We start from the raw sequence: 15,531 nt of genomic DNA, 5'->3' as shown, positions 1-15,531 counted from the left end.
GAAAGTGAAGGAGTGAGAGTCGAGAATGTTTAAATTAAGCGAGATTAAGGAATTGATCAAGCTTGTGGATCAAACCTCCGTACAGGAGCTGGAAATTGAGAGTGAGGGCACGCGTTTATCCATCAAGAAACCTCGTGCTGCTGAGGTTGTAAACCTTCAGACAGCTCCTCAGGCGTTCATACCTGCACCTCAAGTACTGCCTCAGGCTATTCAGCCGATTGCAGCGGTAAGCCAGCCTGCCACATCCAGCACGGAATCCTCCGCCCTGGATGCAGCAAGTTCGTTACATAAAATCACGTCGCCGATGGTAGGAACCTTTTACCGTTCCCCTTCCCCTGAAGCTCCGGCGTTTGTTAGCTCAGGTGACAAGGTGGAAGAGAAAACAACCGTTTGTATTATCGAGGCCATGAAGCTCATGAATGAGTTGGATGCTGATATCAAAGGGGAAATTGTAGAAGTTCTGGCTCAGAACGGGCAGCTAGTGGAATTCGGACAGCCTTTATTTCTGGTGAGACCGGATTGAACTCCATACTCGCCAAGAATAAGAGCTACTTGAGTCCGAAGGAGGTTACCTGCATGACATTTCAGAAAGTGCTGATAGCGAACCGTGGTGAAATCGCTGTTCGTATTATCCGGGCCTGTCATGAGCTTGGAATATCCACGGTGGCTGTCTATTCAGAGCCTGACCGTGATTCTCTGCATGTTCGTCTTGCGGATGAAGCTTATTGTATCGGTCCGACCCTTTCCAAAGACAGTTATTTGAACTTTACTAATATTATGAGCGTTGCTACGTTAACTGAATGTGATGCAATTCACCCGGGATATGGATTTCTTGCGGAGAATGCCGATTTCGCTGAGATTTGTGAATCGTGCAACATTACTTTTATAGGTCCATCTGCAGATGCGATTACCCGTATGGGAGACAAAGCTGTCGCCAAGCAAACGATGAAAGACGCAGGGGTACCGGTTATACCGGGCTCCGACGGCCTGGTTGAGGACTTGAATGAAGCTGTTATGCTCGCAAGAGATATCGGTTACCCCGTTATTATTAAAGCTACTGCTGGCGGTGGCGGTAAGGGGATCCGGATCGCTGACGATGAGGAATCACTCATCAAGCAGATTACAACAGCGCAGCAGGAAGCACAGAAAGCTTTTGGCAACGCTGGTGTATACCTCGAGAAATATTTAACCGGGATGAAGCATGTTGAAATCCAGATCATTGCCGACAAATTCGGTAATGCCGTACATCTGGGAGAGCGTGATTGTTCCGTACAGCGTCGCCGCCAGAAGCTTGTTGAGGAAGCACCGTGTCCTGTGTTAACCGAGGATGTGCGGACACGTATGGGAGAAGCCGCTGTTCGCGCAGCTAAAGCGGTTAATTATTCGGGAGCTGGTACGCTGGAGTTTTTACTTGGTTCGGATGGGCAGTTTTATTTCATGGAGATGAATACCCGGATCCAGGTTGAACATCCGGTAACGGAAATGGTGACAGGTGTCGACCTGATTAAGGAAATGATATCGGTTGCTGAAGGTCATCCGTTATCCTTTACCCAAGAAGAAGTTGTTATCAACGGCTGGTCGATTGAATGCCGCATTAACGCGGAGAATCCGGACAAAGGATTCATGCCTGCACCGGGAACGATACAGTTCTATCTGCCTCCAGGAGGACCTGGCGTTCGTGTTGATAGTGCAGCTTATCCTGGATATACGATCTCACCTTATTACGACTCCATGATTGCAAAGCTTATCGTTTGGGCACCAACCCGAGAGGAAGCTATTGCAAAAATGAAGCGTGCTCTGATGGAGTTTGAAATAGATGGGATCCATACAACTATTCCATTCCATCAGAAGCTACTGAATCATCCGACCTTTTTGAAAGGTGACTTTGACATTAAATTTTTGGAAGAGAATGAGATTTAATGTGTCTTTTATCGTTTGTCATTAGCAGTGGCAGATGATATAGTATGTGAATAAGAAGCGGATGCCTTGATTCGTCCTATGCATCCGCCAACTTGTTTTTGAAAGGTGTGTTGAGACATGGTAGAGTCATTGCCGACGGAATTTGAACGCACAGAAATTGGTCAAATTCAAATTGCCCCGGAAGTTATTGAAGTGATTGCAGGACTTGCGACAGTTGAGGTGTCAGGTGTTGCGGGAATGAGTGGCGGATTTGCAGGCGGATTCGTTGAACTGCTTGGACGCAAGAACTTGTCTAAAGGAGTTTCCGTTGAAGTTGGACAGCGTGAAGCAGCTGTGGATGTATCGGTAATCGTAGAATACGGTCATCGTCTTCCTGAAGTAGCCGGAGAAATCCAGCGCAACGTGAAACGTTCTATCGAGAATATGACCGGACTGACTGTAGTAGAAGTCAACGTACATATTCATGACGTTCAATTCGTGAAATCCTCCGAGAAGAGCGAAGATATTGACGTGGTTCAGCGAGTGAAATAATGCTATACCCTAACCCCCGACAGACATGTCGAGGGTTTAATCTAATTTTAAGGAGGCTGTGCTGTTCGTGGCTAAAATTGTGGACAGACTTATGCTGTTTATATACAGCCTGAGTATCGGCGTGATTTCTGTAGTTGCCATCCTCCTCTTGAGCGGCGCTATACCGTATGATCTAACGTATAATCAGAAACAACAGTTCTTCTGGGCTGGAATTATAGTGGCGTCCGTACTGTTTCTGCTTAGCATTCGATTTTTCTACATCTCAATTCGCCGCGACCGCACGGTTACGAATTCAATCGATCAGCGGACGGAATTTGGAGATATTCAAATTTCGGTGGAGACTATCGAAAATTTGTGTCTGAAAGCGGCCTCCAGGGTACGGGGCGTCAAAGATTTGAAGTCACGTATTAAGGTATCCCAGTCCGGATTAGAGATTGCTATTCGTGCTGTCGTGGACGGTGAGGAGTCTATTCCTACGCTAACGACGGATGTTCAGAAGCAGGTACATGATTTTGTAGAGGATACGACGGGAATTCCCGTATCAAATGTATCTGTCTATATAGCAAACGTGGTTCAGGCACCAAGCTTCAAGAGCCGCGTGGAATAGAGGTGAACTTCCCGAATGCCATGGAAACAAGTGTGGGAGAGTCACGGCGGGCGTATATTTGGTATAACTAGCGGAATTATATGCGGCCTGATTTATTTATTATCCGGTTTTTGGGATATGCTGTTCTTTGCATTAGTGGTATTTATCGGCTATACCTTCGGTAAACGAAGGGACTTACGGCAGGGCCCCCTGTTTCATTGGCAGGAGTGGGGGCGCTGGCTGTTTGAGCGTTGGCGGCCGTTTAAATGAGACCCTGTGATATGCTTTCTCCGGAAAAAATAGCCGAGACATGCTGTATCTCGCCCGTTTTTGCGGAGAGAGCCGCTCACAGGTTTTTTTTTGCTGATATTTATCAATCATTCATTGATCATACTAAATACAAAATGGATTACAACAAGGTCCACAGGAGGAACATAATGAAAAGACGTGTACTAAGAGAGATTGCCGTTCAGAGCCTGTATCAGATGGAAATGAACCAAGTAGACAGTGCAGAGGCCGTATCCATGCTGCTCTCCGAAGCTGCAGAGGAGAACGAGACAGAGCGAGTAATTGGTGATGAAGCCAAGGTTAAAGAAATTGTGCTTCAACTTGTTAACGGCTCTTGGGCGGCAAGAGAGGAAATTGATGCCGTTTTGACCCAGTACTTGAAAGGCTGGCAGGTCAGCCGTTTGTCCCGTGTGGACCGTCAAATTTTGCGTTTGGCGGCATATGAACTTGCCTTTCGTGAAGACGTACCTGGAAAAGTGGCTGTAAACGAAGCCATCGAGCTTGCGAAGCATTTCGGTACTGACGAATCCGGCAAATTCGTTAACGGTGTTCTGGGCCGAATGCTCCAGGAACTGGATGAAGTCAAGGCGAAGCTCAAGAAGGATTAGTAACTATTTTTGAGATTAAGGGGAGAGGTTGAAATGACAGCAGACATCATCAGTGGCAAAACGATATCGGAAGACATTCGGGGAAATATTGCACAAGAAGTACAAATGCTTACCGGCAGAGGGTTTCGTCCTGGCTTAGCTGTCGTACTTGTCGGAGAAGATCCTGCTTCTCAAGTGTATGTTCGAAACAAAGAAAAAGCATGTCACGATCTAGGCTTCTACTCAGAAGTTCATCGTATGTCTGATTCCTCCAGCGAGGAAGAAGTTCTGGCATTAGTGGACAAGCTCAACCGTCAGAACAACATCCACGGTATACTGGTTCAGCTTCCTCTTCCTAAGCATATTGATGAAAAATCTGTACTTAACGCCATAGCCGTTGAAAAGGACGTGGACGGCTTTCATCCGATAAATGTTGGTAATCTCGTAATTGGAGATGATAGTCTTCTCCCTTGTACACCAGCAGGTGTTATCGAGATGATCAAGCGGACAGGTATTGAAATTGCCGGAAAACATGCGGTTGTGATCGGACGTTCCAACATCGTTGGTAAACCTGTATCTCTGCTTTTGCAGCGTGAGAATGCCACGGTGACCATGTGTCACTCCCGCACGTACAAGATGAATGAAATTGCCCAAATGGCCGACATTCTCGTTGTTGCAATCGGCAGAGCCAAAATGATTGATGCAAGTTATGTAAAACCGGGTGCTGTTGTCATTGATGTGGGAATGAACCGTTTGGATAACGGAAAGCTTGCTGGTGACGTGGATTACGACAGTGCCAAGGAAGTCGCAGGATACATTACGCCTGTTCCAGGTGGTGTCGGCCCAATGACAATCACGATGCTGATGCAAAATACGCTGCTCGCTTCCAAGCGGCTGAATGGAATAGATTAAGATGAAGTCTTTAGATCAACAGAACGTCTTATCCGTCAAGGATTTGAACCGTTACATTCGGATGAAAATGGAGGGTGATTCCCGGTTGTCGGACGTGTGGATCCGAGGGGAAATATCGAACTTCACTCATCACTCCAGCGGTCATATGTACTTTACGCTTAAGGATGAAGGCAGCCGGATCCGCGCGATCATGTTTGCGGCTCACAACCAGAGGCTGCCGTTTATTCCGAAAGAAGGTTCCCGTGTCATAGCTCGCGGGAACGTGTCCGTTTATGAGCGCGATGGACAGTATCAATTCTACGCGCTGCATATGCAGCCTGACGGTATCGGAAGTCTCTATCTTGCTTATGAACAGCTAAAGAAGAAACTGGAGGAAGAAGGGTTGTTTGCAGTTGAGCGTAAACGGCCGCTTCCTTTGTTCCCGCGTACTGTTGGGGTGATTACTTCACCTACCGGAGCAGCAGTACGAGATATTATGATTACGATCAAGAGACGTTATCCTCAGGTACGGGTCATCCTGTATCCTGTATTAGTGCAAGGCAAGGGCGCTGCTCCGTCGATTGTTAAAGGTATTCGATCGGTGAATGAGATGGGAGAAGCGGATGTGCTTATTGTAGGCCGGGGCGGAGGTTCTCTTGAGGAGCTTTGGGCTTTTAACGAAGAAATTGTGGCTCGGGCTTTATATCAGTCCACGATTCCGGTTATTTCAGCTGTTGGACATGAAACCGACTTTACGATTGCGGATTTTGTTGCTGATCTCCGTGCCGCAACTCCAACGGCAGCTGCCGAGCTTGCAGTTCCGAATGCCTCCGAGGTCAAGGCACGCCTTAATCAGCTTGAACGCCAGCTGCGGCAAGGATTGCAGCAGCGCTTGGGTCGGAGCAGAGAACGACTGGCTGCACTGCAGCGCTCCCCTGTACTTGTATATCCTCGAAGGTATATGCTGCAGCATGCAGAACGCCTGGATATGCTGAAAATACGTCTTCAAGGGGCGTTGCGAACGAAAATTTCACTGAGCCGCCAGCAGCAAGCATCATTGAAACAAGGTCTGATCCGCTTTAATCCACAGGTGCAGGTGGAATCAGCCTCCCGTCGATGGGACGGGGCTCACCGTCAGCTGACAGCAGCCATGCAATCGCTTATGCGTAGGAAAATCCAGCATCTACAGTCAGAGATAAGACATTTAGATGCACTGAGTCCGCTTAAAGTCATGTCACGGGGATACAGTCTCGTATATGATGAGCAGGAACGCAGATTAATCAAATCATTAAATGATGTACAGCCAGGAGATCTGGTGAATGTGAAGGTTAGTGATGGCCGACTGCAATGTCAAGTGTGGGGAATGAAGGAGGATGACAATCGTGACGAATGAAACGGAAATGAGCTTTGAAGAAGCAATGACGCAGCTGGAAACGATCGTCAGTCAACTGGAAGACGGCGACGTACCTTTGGAAAAAGCCATTGATCTATATCAAAAAGGAATGCGTTTATCCCAAATGTGCAGTCAAAAGTTAGAACAAGTGGAACAGAAAATTGAAATGATTGTTGAGGAAGGCGGAGAGTTGAAACGTCGTCCTTTCGGCAATATGCTTGACGAAACGGGGGAGAATGGTGAATAATCGTCGTCCGTTGGATTATTATATGAATGAGGTAAGTGATATAGTCTCTACGGCACTGTCCGATGTTTTGCCTAAGGAATGGGATGTACCTTCCAGTCTTAAGGAAGCGATGAATTACTCATTAATGGCTGGCGGCAAACGGCTGCGTCCGTTACTGGTTATTGCCGCTTGCGAGGCAGGTGGAGGAACCCGGGAGACAGCGCTTCCGGTAGCGTGTGCAGTTGAGATGGTACATACGTACTCTTTGGTGCATGATGATCTTCCTGCGATGGATAATGATGATTTTCGGCGCGGGAAACCTACCAATCATAAGGTATTTGGAGAAGCAGGCGCGATCCTTGCGGGGGATGCTCTGCTAACACATGCGTTTTACAATGTAATTCAAGCGAGCCGTAAGTTTGGCATTCCTGCAGAGCGTGTGTTGTCGATTGTGGAAGACCTGGCCGTATATGCAGGTCCCCGGGGAATGGTTGGCGGACAGGTCGCTGATATGGAAGGGGAACAGGGCTTAACAGGCTTGGAGCAACTAGAATACATCCATCTCCACAAGACAAGTGATTTAATTATGTTTTCTCTGATCGCTGGAGGAAGGATAGCCGGGGTAACAGATGAGCAATTGGATGCGCTCCGAACCTACGGTCATCATATAGGTCTGGCTTTTCAGATTCAGGACGATATTCTTGATCTGACAGGGGATGAAACCAAGCTGGGGAAAAAGACACAGAGTGATGTTAAACAGCAGAAGGTGACTTATCCTTACTTTATCGGTTTGGAGGCATCGAAGGATGAGGTTGAGCGTCTGACGTCTGAGGCGAAGGCGGTTGTTACAGGTGCTGGGTTTGCTGATCCCCTCCGGCTGATCGAGATTGCGGATTTTCTAAAGTCTCGGGATCACTGATATGAGGATTACGTGCAAGCGGTTTGTTTATGATATAATGTCTCATGTATGAGCTCAAAGAAATGGTGGGCTGTTTATGAAATGTAAACTTAAACAAGGAAAGCGGGGAGATTTTTGTGCTGCTTCCGAATATTAAAGATCCAGATCAATTAAAAAAACTATCAGTTGGCGAATTAGCTGATCTTGCCGGAGAAATTCGTCAGTTTCTGATTGAGAAGCTATCTGTCACGGGTGGACATCTCGCATCAAATTTGGGAGTGGTTGAGCTCACGCTGGCATTGCACTATTGTTTCGAAAGTCCTCGGGACAAGATGATATATGACGTGGGTCATCAAGCTTATGTTCATAAAATTTTGACTGGTCGGATGGACCAATTCGATACATTGCGGAAACATAAAGGATTATGCGGTTTTGTTAAACGAACCGAAAGTGAGCACGATGTCTGGGAAGCCGGACACAGTAGCACATCCTTGTCGGCAGCAATGGGAATGGCACTAGCGCGTGATTTGAAAGGTGAGAACAACCGTGTCATCGCCATGATTGGAGATGGCGCACTGACCGGAGGAATGGCTTTCGAAGCACTCAATCATATCGGCCATGAGAAGAAGAAGCTGATGGTTGTGTTGAACGACAATGAAATGTCGATTGCGCCTAACGTAGGTGCCATGCACAATTATTTGAGCAAAATCCGTTCTGACCGATACTATCTTCGGGCTAAAGATGAGGTCGAGAGCCTGCTTAAGAAAATTCCGGCCATCGGCGACAAACTCGCGAAGACGGCTGAGAGGATGAAAGACAGTCTTAAATATATGATGGTGCCCGGCGTTCTGTTTGAAGAGCTCGGATTTACGTATCTGGGACCCGTTGACGGGCATGATCTCAGCAAACTGATCGACACCTTACGTCAGGCTGACAATGTCGATGGCCCTGTACTGATCCATGCGGTTACAACCAAAGGCAAAGGCTACCGTCCTGCAGAATCCGATTCCCATAAGTGGCACGGTATTTCACCCTACAAGATTGAATCCGGCCAAGTATTAAAGGCAGTGGGGAATCCAATGTATACTGAGATATTCGGTCAGACACTGGTAGAACTCGCGGAGCAGGACAAGCGGATTGTAGCCGTAACCCCGGCAATGCCGGGCGGATCGGGATTGATTCCGTTCAGCGAGAAGTTCCCGGAGCGTATGATCGATGTAGGGATAGCAGAACAACATGCTGCAACCATGTGTGCAGCACTTGCCATGGAGGGGATGAAACCGGTATACGCCGTGTATTCCACGTTCATGCAGCGTGCCTATGACCAGATCGTCCACGACATATGCCGTCATAATGCAAACGTGATGTTTGCGATTGACCGTGCAGGCTTTGTCGGACCGGATGGAGAAACTCATCAGGGCGTATATGATATTGCATTTATGCGCCATATCCCCAATATTGTACTGATGATGCCGAAAGATGAGAATGAACTGCGTCATATGATGAAGACGGCGCTTGAATACAATGATGGACCGATAGCCTATCGTTATCCACGGATTAATGTCGAGGGCGTAACCCTAGATACAGAGCTCGTACCTATCCCAATCGGAAAATGGGAAATGGTTCGTTCAGGGGAAGGTTGTGCCATTCTGGCTATGGGTCCAATGGTCCAACTGGCTGAAGAAGCGGCAGATATGCTGAAACGCGAAGGAATCCAGGTCCAAATCGTGAATGCCCGGTTCTTAAAGCCTTTGGATGAAGAAATGCTGAGCAAATTGGCAGCTTCCGGTACCGCTATGGTTGTGCTGGAAGAGGCATCCCAAGCTGGAAGCCTTGGAAGTGCTGTTTTGGAATTTTTTGCGGCTCAGGGAACCCATGATGCAGTCGTATCTCTTATGGGAATCGAGGACCGCTTTATCGAGCATGGAAGCATCAAGGAACAGCGGGCCGAGGTAGGCTTGACCACTGAGGCGGTATGCGCTGAAATCCGGGGGTTAATCTCTTCCAGCTCAACGTCGGTAGGCAAGAGAAGTTTCTCGTCCTAATGACAGATCAGGAGACAAAGATGGAGTCGACACAAAAAGAACGCATTGACGTCCTGCTCGTTGAGCAGGGCTTTTACGAAAGCCGGGAGAAAGCCAAGGCGGCCATCATGGCTGGCCTCGTATACTCCGGAAGTGAGCGCATTGAAAAGGCTGGTATGAAAATACCTAGATCGTCGGAACTTAAGGTAAAAGGATCGGTTCATCCGTATGTAAGCCGAGGCGGGCTAAAGCTTGAAAAAGCATTGAAGACGTTCGGCATCGATATGACGGGACGGACGATGCTGGACATCGGATCATCAACGGGTGGTTTTACGGATTGTGCGCTGCAGCACGGGGCAGAATATGTATATGCTATTGATGTTGGTTATAATCAGTTGGACTGGTCACTTCGAAACGATGATCGAGTCTGTGTCATGGAGCGGACTAATTTCCGATATATGACACCTGATGATCTGCTCGGGCCAATCCCAAATTTTGCCAGTATTGACGTATCCTTTATTTCGCTTCGGATTATTCTACCGCCGCTTATGGCGCTGCTACAAAAGCCTGCGGATGTTGCAGCATTAATCAAGCCGCAATTTGAGGCAGGTCGGGAAAAGGTCGGTAAATCCGGTGTTGTAAGAGATCCTAAGGTACACCGTGAAGTCCTTACCCATGTGCTTACATTTGCTCATCAGTTAGGGTTTGAGTTGAAAGGACTTACCTTCTCACCCATAACCGGAGGAGAAGGGAATATTGAATTTCTGGCTCACTGGCGGATTATGCCGGAGAATCAAGCCCAATCGGAAGAACCGGGGAATGCTCTAGAACAAGTCCCGGATCAGTTGGGCCAATGGATCGATAGCACTGTACAGCAGGCGGCTCATACATTTACGGGAAACTCATCAAAGTGATGAGTTTCTTTTGCTGAAAAAAAGGAGTTGTTTCATTCATCCGCGAATACAAGTTCGAGGTGAAAATGGATGAATGAACGTTATGATGGGCTTCTTATGGTAATGATCGGGGTTATTGCGATACTGCTGTTGTCATGGCGACTCAACCGCTGGCTTATGTCGCCGGCATCGAGTCAGCTTCCGGGCGTGCCCATCAATGAGCGTATCCAAGATCACCCGGCGATTGAGCTAATGGAGCAGGAAGGATTCGAAGTGATCGGGGGAAAAGTAAAGATTAACTTGACCTTCGACACGGATGAACACCCTCTTAACAGCCGTCTGTTCATCGATTATGTCGTTACGGATGGCAGTGGTGACTTGTACCTTGTAAAGCTGTCTCGTGAACGCAAGCATCTGGATTGGACAGGGAGCGGGATTAGAGACCGACTAATGCCGTTTATGTTGATGTATCCGGAATGTGCCGGAGTGCTGTACATTGACCTCAATGAAAATGCTGTCCGGCGAGTGACCATGGATTGGTCGGACGAAGAATGGATTGGAAACGATGAATAAATCAGTGAATGAAACTCAGGAGGCTTCTTAAATGAAGGGACAACGACATATTAAAATTCGGGATATTATTACCCATCAGGAAATTGAAACGCAAGATGATCTGGTTGAAGCACTGAGGACTGAGGGGTTTCAAGTGACACAAGCAACCGTATCAAGAGATATTAAGGAATTACTGCTTATTAAAGTGCCTATGGACGATGGGCGATACAAATATTCCATGCCGACTGACCAGCGCTATAATCCGGTACAAAAGTTGAAACGTGCTCTCATTGACAACTTTGTTCACATCGATCGGACAGGCAATCTGGTAGTTATGAAGTGTCTACCCGGCACAGCTAATTCCGTAGCCGTACTGTTGGACAATATGGAATGGTCACATATTATGGGGACCATATGCGGTGATGATACGATCTTGTTGATCTGCCGTACGGAAGATGATAGTGAGATGGTCGTTTCGCAGATTAAAGGATTTATATCGTAACACAGTGGTGATTGATCGGATTGGGATTGGAGGTGCTTGTATATGTTAGTGACATTATCCATTCGAAATTTGGCGGTCGTGGAGGCAGTGGATGTTCACTTTTTTCCTGGGTTTCACGTCCTAACCGGTGAAACCGGTGCCGGTAAATCGATTATTATCGATGCGCTTGGACTTGTAGCGGGAGGACGAGGCTCAGGAGATCTGATCCGATACGGATGTGACAAGTCGAAGATCGAAGCTTTGTTTGATCTTTCTGCAGGGCATCCGGTTTGGGATACACTGGAGCGGCTTGGAATAGAAGGAAACCCAGAGGAGCATCTGTTAATCCGCAGAGAACTAACTTCACAAGGGAAAAGCACATCACGTATTAACGGGCAGCTGGTCAACCTAACCATGCTGCGTGAAATTGGTGAACAGCTTATTAATATACATGGTCAGCATGAACATCAGAGTCTGCTTCGCTCCGACAGACATTTGAGCTTGCTTGATACTTATGGAGATCAATTGATTAGTCCGATTAAACGAAAGTATCAGGATCAGTATAGCCAATTTATCAAGGTCGAGAAAGAACTAACTGATTTACTGGAATCCAGTCAAAAAGCATATCAAATGCTGGATATGTATCGTTTTCAGCTGGAGGAGATTGCTGCGGCTGAGCTTAAAGCCGGGGAAGATGAGTGGCTTTCCGAAGAGAGATTGAAGCTGTCTCATAGTGAGAAAATGATGGATTCTGTAGGAAGTGCTTATGAGCTGCTGTACGGAACACAGGGTCTTGAAGCGGTTAGCCGTGCATTATCACGGATTGATGATGTCTCAAGTTTCGATGAGAAAGGACTAAAACCTCTGGCAGAGCAGCTTCAGTCTGCTTATTATCAGTTGGAGGATGCAGTATTTCAATTACGTGATTATCGGGATCAGATCGAATTCAACCCGAATCGTCTCGATGAGATTGAACAGCGTTTAAATATGATTTCCGGTCTCCGCAGAAAATATGGGGATAATGTGGAGCAAATACTGGAATACTACAAACGCATTCAGCAGGAAACGGATCTGCTTGAGAATAAGGATGAGCATATTGAAGCTTTGAGAAGCCGAAGAGATAAGCTGCTGGGCAGTTTGATGGAGCTAGCCAAAGAACTTAGTGAAGCAAGGAAACAGTGCGCCTCTGATCTGGCCAGACAGGTTGAGCAAGAGCTTAAGGATTTGCAAATGGAACGAACTTCTCTCGAAGTCCGTTTGAACCAGCAGGATGACCCAAATGGTTATGAATATGAAGGAAGACGTGTTCGTCTTGGCAAACAAGGGATGGATACAGCGGAATTCCTCATTTCGCCGAATCCAGGTGAGCCGCTTCGACCTTTGGCCAAAATCGCCTCCGGTGGTGAACTTTCGAGGATTATGTTAGCGATGAAGAGCATCTTTGCAAGGCATGATGAAATTCCTGTCCTCATATTTGATGAAGTTGATACGGGTGTCAGTGGCCGAGCAGCGCAATCTATTGCCGAGAAGCTGTACATATTGGCTAAAACCTGTCAAGTATTCTCGATTACCCATCTGCCGCAGGTGGCTTGTATGGCTGATCATCAGTATTTGATCGAGAAGAAGTTGGATGATGGAAGGACGATGACGCAGGTTGAATCATTAAGTGAAGAGGGCCGTGTAAAGGAACTCGCCCGAATGCTTGGAGGCGTCGAAATTACGGAAAAAACACTTCATCATGCCCAGGAAATGCTCAATCTGGCGGAAGCGCAAAAAGCGTCCAGAAAGGCATCGGGTCAATGATTGACAGTTATAAAAGCCTAGGGGCAGGGTTAACTTAAAGGTACGCAATTGGCGACCAACCTTTTCGTCAAGCGAAAGAAGAAAAAGGGAGCGTGACAGCCATTGAACCCCAACCTCAGGAAAAAACTGCTCGGTTTTATTCTTGCTTTCTTTCTTTGTTTCGTTGGAACTGCTGAACCTGTCCAGTCTTTAGCCGCACTGCCTGATGAAATACGGTTGTTTACAGGACAGCAAGGAAGGCTGAATCTCGCTATGCCGGTTCAGGCACTGGCTTCGGTGGACCGTCCTGATGTGCTTCAATTAAATGGTTCAACCCAGTCAGCGCTTAGTGTCTCGCTCAACCGTCCACTAAAGCTTGACCCTCAGCAGAGCGGAAAAGCTGAAGTAACCCTGAAATTATTCGGTACTATTCCCCTGAAGACGGTGCATGTTAACGTCATGCCAGAACTTAAAGTGTATCCAGGTGGTCAAACAATTGGTGTCAAAGTAAAGTCTGCCGGCATTCTGGTTGTAGGTCATCATCTTGTACATTCCAGCGGAATAAAATCTTCGCCTGGGGAAATCGCTGGACTCAAGCTGGGGGATTTGCTGACTCAGATGGATGGGGTTGCGCTAAATGATGTAACAAAGGTAGCGCAAATCGTTGAAAAGGCGGGCACCGCCAAAAGACCGCTGGATATTACATTCAAGCGTAATGGCAAGGAGATGAAGACCAAGCTCACTCCGGCTTATGACGCAGAAGATCATTCTTGGCGTCTTGGTCTGTTTATTCGGGATTCTGCAGCAGGTGTGGGAACTCTTACGTTTTATGCGCCACAACATAAAGTATATGGAGCTTTGGGCCATGTCATCACAGATATGAATACCCAGACTCCGATCGAAGTGGGAAGTGGGCAAATTTTGCAGTCCAATGTAACATCCATTTCACGTAGTGAAGAAGGCGAGCCAGGTGAAAAACGTGCTCATTTCTTGAAAGATGGACGAATTTTAGGTAATGTTGAGCGCAATACGCACTTCGGCATATTTGGCAAGATGAACGAAAAACCAAGCCACAGTCTTTATCGGGAACCGATTCCGGTCGCTTTGGCAGGTGAAGTTAAGGCAGGTCCTGCTGAAATATTGACCGTCGTGGAAGGGCAAGAAGTCGAGCGGTTTAAGGTCGAGATCATTCATGTCTCACGTCAGGATGCTCCTGCGACCAAGGGAATGGTTCTGCGCATTACGGATCCAAGGCTAATTAAGAAAACCGGCGGTATTGTACAAGGTATGAGTGGTAGTCCAATTGTACAAAATGATAAGCTTATCGGAGCCGTTACCCATGTTTTTGTGAATGATCCCAAATCCGGTTACGGGTGTTTTATCGAATGGATGCTTCAGGATTCCGGGGTTCTTCCATCGACTCATAACAATGCTCAAAATCTTAAGGCAGGTTGATGCCTTAAGATTTTTTGTCGTATAAAGCCGAAATAAGAAATAATTTGAAACAAAATATTCATTATAAATCAACTTCAAAAAAAAATAAAGAAAAATAATTTTCGACAGAAGGAATTTAAATGACCATGTCGAAAACTTTATCTACAAGAAATTTAATTAAAAGTACTGATCTGATAAAGGAGGAGCACGAATTGCAAAAAATTGAGGTATTATTAGCAGACGACAACCGTGAGTTCACAAACCTGCTCGGAGAATACATTTCGGACCAACAAGACATGGTGGTTACCGGCATTGCCTACAATGGTGAGGAAGTTCTCAATATGATCGAGGAAACCGGTAAGGTTCCGGATGTATTGATTCTTGATATTATTATGCCTCATTTGGATGGCCTGGGCGTTCTGGAACGCCTGCGTGATATGAATTTATCCCCACAGCCAAAGATCATTATGCTTACGGCGTTCGGTCAAGAGAACATCACTCAGCGTGCCGTGCAGTTAGGTGCTTCTTACTATATTTTGAAACCGTTTGATATGGAAGTGCTGGCTAGCCGTATCCGTCAGCTGGTAGGAGTACCTAACAGTATGTCAGCGAGTGCTTCGTTCAGCAGTATGAAATCCAATGTTGTCCCAATGGGAAAAGGCAAGAATCTGGATGCGAATATTACATCAATAATTCATGAAATCGGCGTGCCAGCCCATATCAAAGGCTACCAGTATTTGCGGGAAGCCATAACAATGGTGTACAACAACATTGAAATTCTGGGTGCCATTACCAAGACGCTGTATCCTGCTATTGCTGAAAAATTCAAGACTACACCTTCACGCGTGGAGCGTGCGATTCGCCATGCCATTGAGGTAGCCTGGACACGCGGTAACATCGACTCCATCAGCCATTTGTTCGGTTATACGATCAATATCAGCAAGTCCAAGCCGACCAATAGTGAATTCATTGCTATGGTAGCGGATAAGCTCAGAATCGAGCATAAGGTTTCTTGAAAGGGTTAGGGGCTTTGAGCGCTTTTAAT

The 15,531-nt window shown here is 46.8% G+C and carries 17 protein-coding genes; all 17 read left to right on the top strand.

The genetic code is table 11. The features are described from left to right. The first annotated feature begins 25 nt into the window (after nt 1-25). The 17 genes from accB (at nt 26) to spo0A (ending at nt 15,502) form a co-directional block, all read left to right on the top strand. The gene (accB, locus tag AC2TF5_RS18080; protein WP_491298547.1) at nt 26-523 is read left to right on the top strand and encodes an acetyl-CoA carboxylase biotin carboxyl carrier protein; all 498 of its coding nucleotides are present in this window, start codon (nt 26-28) and stop codon (nt 521-523) included. Nucleotides 524-576: 53 nt separating this feature from the next. Beyond that, the gene (gene accC, locus AC2TF5_RS18075; RefSeq protein WP_491298546.1) at nt 577-1,920 is read left to right on the top strand and encodes an acetyl-CoA carboxylase biotin carboxylase subunit; all 1,344 of its coding nucleotides are present in this window, start codon (nt 577-579) and stop codon (nt 1,918-1,920) included. Between the two features lie 117 nt (nt 1,921-2,037). Further along, nucleotides 2,038-2,451, top strand: coding sequence for an Asp23/Gls24 family envelope stress response protein (locus AC2TF5_RS18070; RefSeq protein ID WP_491298544.1), 414 nt, complete (start codon nt 2,038-2,040; stop codon nt 2,449-2,451). A gap of 67 nt (nt 2,452-2,518) precedes the next feature. Further along, a complete protein-coding gene (amaP, locus tag AC2TF5_RS18065; protein WP_491298543.1) occupies nt 2,519-3,058 on the top strand; it encodes an alkaline shock response membrane anchor protein AmaP in 540 nt (179 codons plus the stop codon). Between the two features lie 15 nt (nt 3,059-3,073). Next, on the top strand, nt 3,074-3,307 hold the full coding sequence (locus AC2TF5_RS18060) for a DUF2273 domain-containing protein (protein ID WP_208914635.1): 234 nt from the start codon (nt 3,074-3,076) through the stop codon (nt 3,305-3,307). 167 nt (nt 3,308-3,474) lie between these two features. Further along, nucleotides 3,475-3,933: a transcription antitermination factor NusB gene (gene nusB / locus AC2TF5_RS18055; protein ID WP_491298541.1), complete on the top strand. Its 459-nt coding sequence runs from the start codon at nt 3,475-3,477 to the stop codon at nt 3,931-3,933. A 33-nt stretch (nt 3,934-3,966) separates the two neighbouring features. Continuing rightward, nucleotides 3,967-4,824 carry a bifunctional methylenetetrahydrofolate dehydrogenase/methenyltetrahydrofolate cyclohydrolase FolD gene (gene folD, locus AC2TF5_RS18050; protein ID WP_491298540.1) on the top strand — a complete coding sequence of 286 codons (858 nt, stop codon included), beginning with the start codon at nt 3,967-3,969 and terminating at the stop codon, nt 4,822-4,824. Nucleotide 4,825: 1 nt separating this feature from the next. After that, nucleotides 4,826-6,196, top strand: coding sequence for an exodeoxyribonuclease VII large subunit (gene xseA, locus AC2TF5_RS18045; RefSeq protein WP_491298538.1), 1,371 nt, complete (start codon nt 4,826-4,828; stop codon nt 6,194-6,196). Continuing rightward, a complete protein-coding gene (gene xseB / locus AC2TF5_RS18040; protein ID WP_491298537.1) occupies nt 6,186-6,443 on the top strand; it encodes an exodeoxyribonuclease VII small subunit in 258 nt (85 codons plus the stop codon). Before xseA ends, xseB begins: the two co-directional genes overlap by 11 nt. Then, nucleotides 6,433-7,341, top strand: coding sequence for a polyprenyl synthetase family protein (locus AC2TF5_RS18035; RefSeq protein ID WP_491298535.1), 909 nt, complete (start codon nt 6,433-6,435; stop codon nt 7,339-7,341). The genes xseB and AC2TF5_RS18035 overlap by 11 nt, the downstream gene beginning before the upstream one ends. A gap of 116 nt (nt 7,342-7,457) precedes the next feature. Continuing rightward, nucleotides 7,458-9,365, top strand: a complete 1,908-nt coding sequence (gene dxs / locus AC2TF5_RS18030) for a 1-deoxy-D-xylulose-5-phosphate synthase (protein ID WP_491298534.1) — start codon at nt 7,458-7,460, stop codon at nt 9,363-9,365. Nucleotides 9,366-9,385: 20 nt separating this feature from the next. Then, entirely contained in the window at nt 9,386-10,258 is an 873-nt protein-coding gene (locus AC2TF5_RS18025) for a TlyA family RNA methyltransferase (RefSeq protein WP_491298533.1), read from the top strand. Nucleotides 10,259-10,327: 69 nt separating this feature from the next. Further along, a complete protein-coding gene (locus AC2TF5_RS18020) occupies nt 10,328-10,810 on the top strand; it encodes a hypothetical protein (RefSeq protein WP_491298532.1) in 483 nt (160 codons plus the stop codon). A 31-nt stretch (nt 10,811-10,841) separates the two neighbouring features. Next, nucleotides 10,842-11,291 (top strand): transcriptional regulator AhrC/ArgR, encoded by a 450-nt coding sequence (gene ahrC / locus AC2TF5_RS18015; RefSeq protein ID WP_491298531.1) that lies wholly within the window; start codon nt 10,842-10,844, stop codon nt 11,289-11,291. Between the two features lie 42 nt (nt 11,292-11,333). After that, nucleotides 11,334-13,073: a DNA repair protein RecN gene (recN, locus tag AC2TF5_RS18010; RefSeq protein ID WP_491298530.1), complete on the top strand. Its 1,740-nt coding sequence runs from the start codon at nt 11,334-11,336 to the stop codon at nt 13,071-13,073. Between the two features lie 102 nt (nt 13,074-13,175). Continuing rightward, the gene (gene spoIVB / locus AC2TF5_RS18005) at nt 13,176-14,507 is read left to right on the top strand and encodes a SpoIVB peptidase (RefSeq protein WP_491298529.1); all 1,332 of its coding nucleotides are present in this window, start codon (nt 13,176-13,178) and stop codon (nt 14,505-14,507) included. A gap of 191 nt (nt 14,508-14,698) precedes the next feature. Next, the gene (gene spo0A / locus AC2TF5_RS18000) at nt 14,699-15,502 is read left to right on the top strand and encodes a sporulation transcription factor Spo0A (protein ID WP_208914623.1); all 804 of its coding nucleotides are present in this window, start codon (nt 14,699-14,701) and stop codon (nt 15,500-15,502) included. Nucleotides 15,503-15,531: the final 29 nt, after the last annotated feature.

The organism is Paenibacillus sp. JNUCC 34 (assembly GCF_058269055.1).
Note: the sequence above shows the minus strand (reverse complement) of the source record. Positions and strands in the feature narration are given on the sequence as shown.